General features: G+C 54.6%; 5 protein-coding genes and 2 pseudogenes. 5 read left to right on the forward strand and 2 right to left on the reverse strand.

What is annotated here, in order from left to right; genetic code table 11:
- The 5 genes and pseudogenes from ACZAHD_RS21470 to proS all read left to right on the forward strand — a co-directional run.
- A pseudogene (locus ACZAHD_RS21470) lies at window positions 1-118 on the forward strand (DL-methionine transporter permease subunit); the annotation flags it as partial.
- Between the two features lie 84 nt (window positions 119-202).
- Complete coding sequence (locus ACZAHD_RS21475) at window positions 203-1,018, forward strand: MetQ/NlpA family lipoprotein (RefSeq protein WP_462458550.1); 816 nt, start codon at window positions 203-205, stop codon at window positions 1,016-1,018.
- Window positions 1,019-1,126: 108 nt separating this feature from the next.
- On the forward strand, window positions 1,127-1,534 hold the full coding sequence (gene rcsF / locus ACZAHD_RS21480; RefSeq protein ID WP_462458551.1) for an Rcs stress response system protein RcsF: 408 nt from the start codon (window positions 1,127-1,129) through the stop codon (window positions 1,532-1,534).
- Window positions 1,531-2,238 carry a tRNA (N6-threonylcarbamoyladenosine(37)-N6)-methyltransferase TrmO gene (gene tsaA, locus ACZAHD_RS21485; protein WP_462458552.1) on the forward strand — a complete coding sequence of 236 codons (708 nt, stop codon included), beginning with the start codon at window positions 1,531-1,533 and terminating at the stop codon, window positions 2,236-2,238. Before rcsF ends, tsaA begins: the two co-directional genes overlap by 4 nt.
- Before the next feature lie 111 nt (window positions 2,239-2,349).
- Entirely contained in the window at window positions 2,350-4,068 is a 1,719-nt protein-coding gene (gene proS, locus ACZAHD_RS21490) for a proline--tRNA ligase (protein WP_462458553.1), read from the forward strand.
- Window positions 4,069-4,171: 103 nt separating this feature from the next.
- On the opposite strand, the gene nlpE is transcribed toward proS, so the two are convergent.
- The gene (gene nlpE / locus ACZAHD_RS21495; protein WP_462458554.1) at window positions 4,172-4,870 is read right to left on the reverse strand and encodes an envelope stress response activation lipoprotein NlpE; all 699 of its coding nucleotides are present in this window, start codon (window positions 4,868-4,870) and stop codon (window positions 4,172-4,174) included.
- Between the two features lie 42 nt (window positions 4,871-4,912).
- A pseudogene (locus tag ACZAHD_RS21500) lies at window positions 4,913-5,048 on the reverse strand (alternative ribosome rescue aminoacyl-tRNA hydrolase ArfB); the annotation flags it as partial.

The raw sequence follows: 5,048 nt of genomic DNA on the forward strand, positions 1-5,048 counted from the left end.
CGGCTATATCGGCTACAACGCTACGGTAATGAATACCGTGCTGGTATTACTGGTTATTCTGGTTTATTTAATCCAATTCTCTGGCGATCGCATCGTCCGGGCTGTGACTCACAAATAACATTATCTATACCACCTCATTCGGGCCGTCTCCACGCGGCCCAATGACTCGTGTACACATAGACTCTTACAGAAAGGAAATAACATGGCCTTTAATTTCAAAACCTTTGCGGCAGTCGGCGCATTAATCGGTTCTCTGGCTCTGGTCGGTTGTGGTCAGGATGAAAAAGATCCGAACCATATTAAAGTCGGCGTCATCGTGGGTGCCGAGCAGCAGGTTGCTGAAGTGGCACAAAAAGTGGCGAAAGAGAAATACGGTCTCGACGTTGAGCTGGTGACCTTCAACGATTACGTTCTGCCGAACGAAGCGTTGAGCAAAGGCGATATCGACGTGAATGCCTTCCAGCACAAGCCGTACCTCGATCAGCAAATTAAAGACCGTGGCTACAAACTGGTTGCCGTGGGCAACACCTTTGTTTATCCGATTGCTGGTTATTCCAAAAAAATCAAATCACTGGATGAGCTGCAGCCGGGTTCCCAGATTGCCATTCCGAACGATCCGACCAACCTCGGTCGTTCCCTGCTGCTGCTGCAACAGGTGGGCCTGATCAAACTGAAAGAAGGCGTGGGTCTGCTGCCAACCGCCCTGGATATCATTGAAAACCCGAAAAACCTGAAAATTGTTGAGCTGGAAGCACCGCAGCTGCCGCGTTCCCTGGACGATGCACAGATTGCGCTGGCAATCATTAACACCACCTACGCCAGCCAGATCGGCCTGACCCCGGCCAAAGATGGTATTTTCGTAGAAAATAAAGACTCCCCGTACGTGAACCTGATTGTTGCTCGCGAAGACAACAAAGATGCAGAAAATGTTAAGAAATTTGTTCAGGCTTACCAAAGCGATGAAGTTTATGAAGCCGCTAACAAAATCTTTAACGGCGGTGCAGTAAAAGGCTGGTAATCTCTTTTCACCGTAATATCATTCAGGACGGGCTTTATGCCCGTCTTGTCATTTATGCAAGCACCTGATTCAATAGCGCCCTGTTTGAACATTTATTGAGGAAATACTATGCGTGCTTTACCGATCTGTTTGTTAGCACTCATGTTAAGCGGCTGTTCCATGCTAAGCAGATCTCCCGTCGAACCTGTACAAAGCACCGCAACCGCACCGGCTAAAACGGAACCGGCCAAACCGAAAGCAGTACGCCCGGCGCCGGTACGAATTTATACCGATGCCTCTGAACTGGTCGGGAAACCATTCCGCGATCTCGGTGAAGTCACCGGCGAATCATGCCAGGCCAGCAATCAGGACTCGCCGCCCAATATCCCAACCGCCCGCAAGCGTCTGCAAATCAACGCAGCGAGAATGAAAGCCAACGCGGTCCTTCTGCACCGCTGTGAAGTCACCAGCGGCACGCCAGGATGCTATCGCCAGGCCGTTTGCCTGGGTTCAGCGCTTAACGTCTCGGCGCAATGAGTGTTTTTCAGTTTACGCAGATAGGCGTTATTCGCTCGCCATATAAAGAAAAATTTGCCGTCCCGCGCCAGCCAGGCCTGGTCAAACATGGTGGCGGCGAATTGCATCTGCTGCCCCCTTATAACCAGGCTGATGCCGTACGCGGCCTGGACGCATTCAGTCATCTGTGGGTGCTGTTTGTTTTCCATCAGACGATGGAAGGCGGTTGGCGCCCCACCGTGCGCCCGCCCCGCCTCGGCGGCAATACGCGCATGGGCGTTTTCGCCACCCGTTCGACGTTTCGCCCGAATCCCATCGGGATGTCGCTGGTTGAACTTAAAGGCATCCGTTGTCATAAAGATCGGGTCATCCTTCAGCTTGGCAGTCTGGATCTGGTTGACGGTACCCCGGTCGTCGATATCAAACCCTACCTGCCGTTTGCCGAAGCGCTGCCGGATGCCAGCGCCAGCTACGCCCAGCAGGCGCCGCAGGCGGAGATGGCGGTCAGCTTCACGCCAGAAACGCAGGCGCAGCTCTTCGCCCTGGAAAAGCGCTATCCGCACCTGAAAGCATTCATCTGCGAGGTGCTGGCGCAGGATCCGCGACCGGCCTATCGTAAAGAGGAAGAAGCGGGAAAAACCTATGCCGTCTGGCTGCTCGATTTTAACGTACGCTGGCGCGTGATTGCGTCCGGTTTTGAAGTCTTTTCTCTTGAAGCGCGCTAATTTTATTTTCCTCTCTTTTGGCATCTTTGCCACACTGGTAAACTAAACCACTTTTTTGTTTCAGGCTGGTCCCCCAGCCTGTTCCGATCGTCCAAATGGAACCGTAACAACATGCGTACTAGCCAATACCTGCTCTCCACTCAAAAGGAGACACCTGCCGACGCCGAAGTCATCAGCCATCAGTTGATGCTGCGCGCCGGGATGATCCGCAAGCTGGCCTCCGGGTTGTATACCTGGCTGCCGACCGGCCTGCGCGTCCTGAAAAAAGTCGAAAACATCGTGCGTGAAGAGATGAACAACGCCGGTGCCATCGAGGTGTCCATGCCGGTAGTTCAGCCAGCGGACCTGTGGCAGGAGAGCGGTCGCTGGGAGCAGTATGGTCCGGAACTGCTGCGTTTCGTTGACCGTGGCGAGCGTCCGTTTGTTCTCGGCCCGACGCATGAAGAGGTCATTACCGACCTGATCCGTAACGAACTGAACTCTTATAAGCAGCTGCCGCTGAACTTCTTCCAGATTCAGACCAAGTTCCGTGACGAAGTTCGCCCGCGCTTTGGCGTGATGCGCTCTCGTGAGTTCCTGATGAAAGATGCCTACTCTTTCCATACCTCTCAGGAATCGCTACAAGAGACCTACGATGCGATGTATGCCGCCTACAGCAAAATCTTCACCCGCATGGGTCTTGATTTCCGCGCGGTACAGGCGGATACCGGCTCAATCGGCGGTAGCGCGTCTCATGAGTTCCAGGTTCTGGCGCAGAGCGGTGAAGATGATGTGATCTTCTCTGACAGCTCTGACTTCGCGGCTAACATTGAGTTTGCTGAAGCGGTTGCGCCGAAAGCGCCACGTGCGGCAGCCACTCAGGAGATGACCCTGGTCGATACGCCGGATGCGAAAACCATCGCCGAGCTGGTTGAGCAGTTCAACCTGCCGGTTGAGAAGACCGTCAAAACGCTGCTGGTAAAAGCGGTGGAAGGTAGCAGCTCCCCGCTGATTGCCCTGCTGGTGCGCGGCGACCACGAACTGAACGAAGTGAAGGCAGAAAAGCTGGCGCAGGTTGCCAGCCCGCTGACCTTCGCCACTGAAGCAGACATTCGCGCCATCGTTAACGCAGGTCCGGGTTCTCTGGGTCCGGTGAATATGCCGATTCCGGTGGTTATCGACCGTACCGTGGCGGCCATGAGCGATTTCGCTGCCGGCGCCAATATCGATGGCAAACACTACTTCGGTATTAACTGGGATCGCGATGTAGCGACCCCGGAAGTCGCCGATATCCGTAACGTTGTCGCCGGCGATCCGAGTCCAGATGGTCAGGGTACGCTGCTGATTAAGCGTGGCATCGAAGTGGGTCATATCTTCCAGTTGGGGACCAAGTACTCACAGGCAATGAACGCCTCGGTGCAGGGTGAAGACGGCCGTAACCAAGTGCTGACGATGGGCTGCTACGGTATCGGGGTAACCCGCGTGGTGGCTGCGGCTATTGAGCAGAACCATGACGATCGCGGTATTATCTGGCCAGACGCGATTGCGCCGTTCCAGGTCGCCATCCTGCCAATGAATATGCACAAATCCTATCGCGTGCAGGAGCTGGCCGAGAAACTGTATAGCGAGCTGCGCGCACAGGGTATCGAAGTGCTGATGGACGACCGTAAAGAGCGTCCAGGCGTGATGTTTGCCGATATGGAGCTGATTGGTATTCCGCATACCATCGTGCTCGGCGATCGCAACCTCGACAATGACGATATCGAATACAAATATCGTCGCAACGGCGAGAAGCAGCTGATCAAAACCGGCGATATCGTGAATTACCTGGTTACCGCTATCAAAGGCTGATCCCTCCGCTAAACGTCAAAAGGCCCCGCTGATGCGGGGCCTTTTTTATGTCGGCAACGACATTCGTTACAGTGTTTGTGTGCAGCGGTCACGAGAAAACGGCTTACTGGTTACAGTCTTGGCCCGGCAAGAATTTAATATCTTTATCCGCCATCAGCGTTTTCACCATCTCCCCGCTATCAGGGTTGGCTTCCAGCGTAAAGTGCCCTTCCACCACCAGCAGTACCGGGCGCGTTTGCGTCCCGCGAGCGGCGGCATAATCGCGCTCAAGCTGGGCATTGTTAGCCACCGCGATCCGCTTACCGGTCGCACAGTCGGTGAAGGTGGCCGCATCCGCCATATAGAAATACATCCCGCGCAGGGTCATCGGCGTAGTCGGCAGGCTGGCCTGGACCGATTTCAGGGTGTAGTTGAGCGTCGACTCAATGGGATTGCCTTGCCGATCGAGCATCTCCAGGGTTTCCCCCTTCGCACGATAGTAAGACTTCTCACCTTTGCTGTCAGTGAGTACCAGCTTATCGGCGGTCCGCGCCCAGGTCCCGTACGAGGCGAACGATGACGGTTCACGGCTGACCCCTTGATAACGCTCGTTCATTACCCAGCTACCGTCTTTTTCGAGGAACAGCGAGGTTTCAATCCCTTCACAATCGGCGCAGGGCAAAATGCCACGCCAGCTTTGCTGCATCGGCTTCAGTTCTTCCATCGGCGCCGGCTGTAGCATCTCGACATCCGAACGATGATTGCAGCCAAACAGCGCAAAGAGCGAACACGCTACCGCAACGGAGAGTACGATTTTCTTCACTGTGAATTCCTTATAATCCATTCCACCCGTTCGCCATGCCGCTTACTGACGAACTTTCCCACGCAGTGCTTTGACTGAGGACTTTTGCGCCTTCGAGGCAAGGCGACGCTCTTTTGACGCCCGGGTCGGCCGGGTCTCACGGCGACTTTTTTGCACTGCGGTCAACTCTTTTATTAAC

This window comes from Raoultella sp., from assembly GCF_039594335.1.
GTDB lineage: Bacteria > Pseudomonadota > Gammaproteobacteria > Enterobacterales > Enterobacteriaceae > Klebsiella.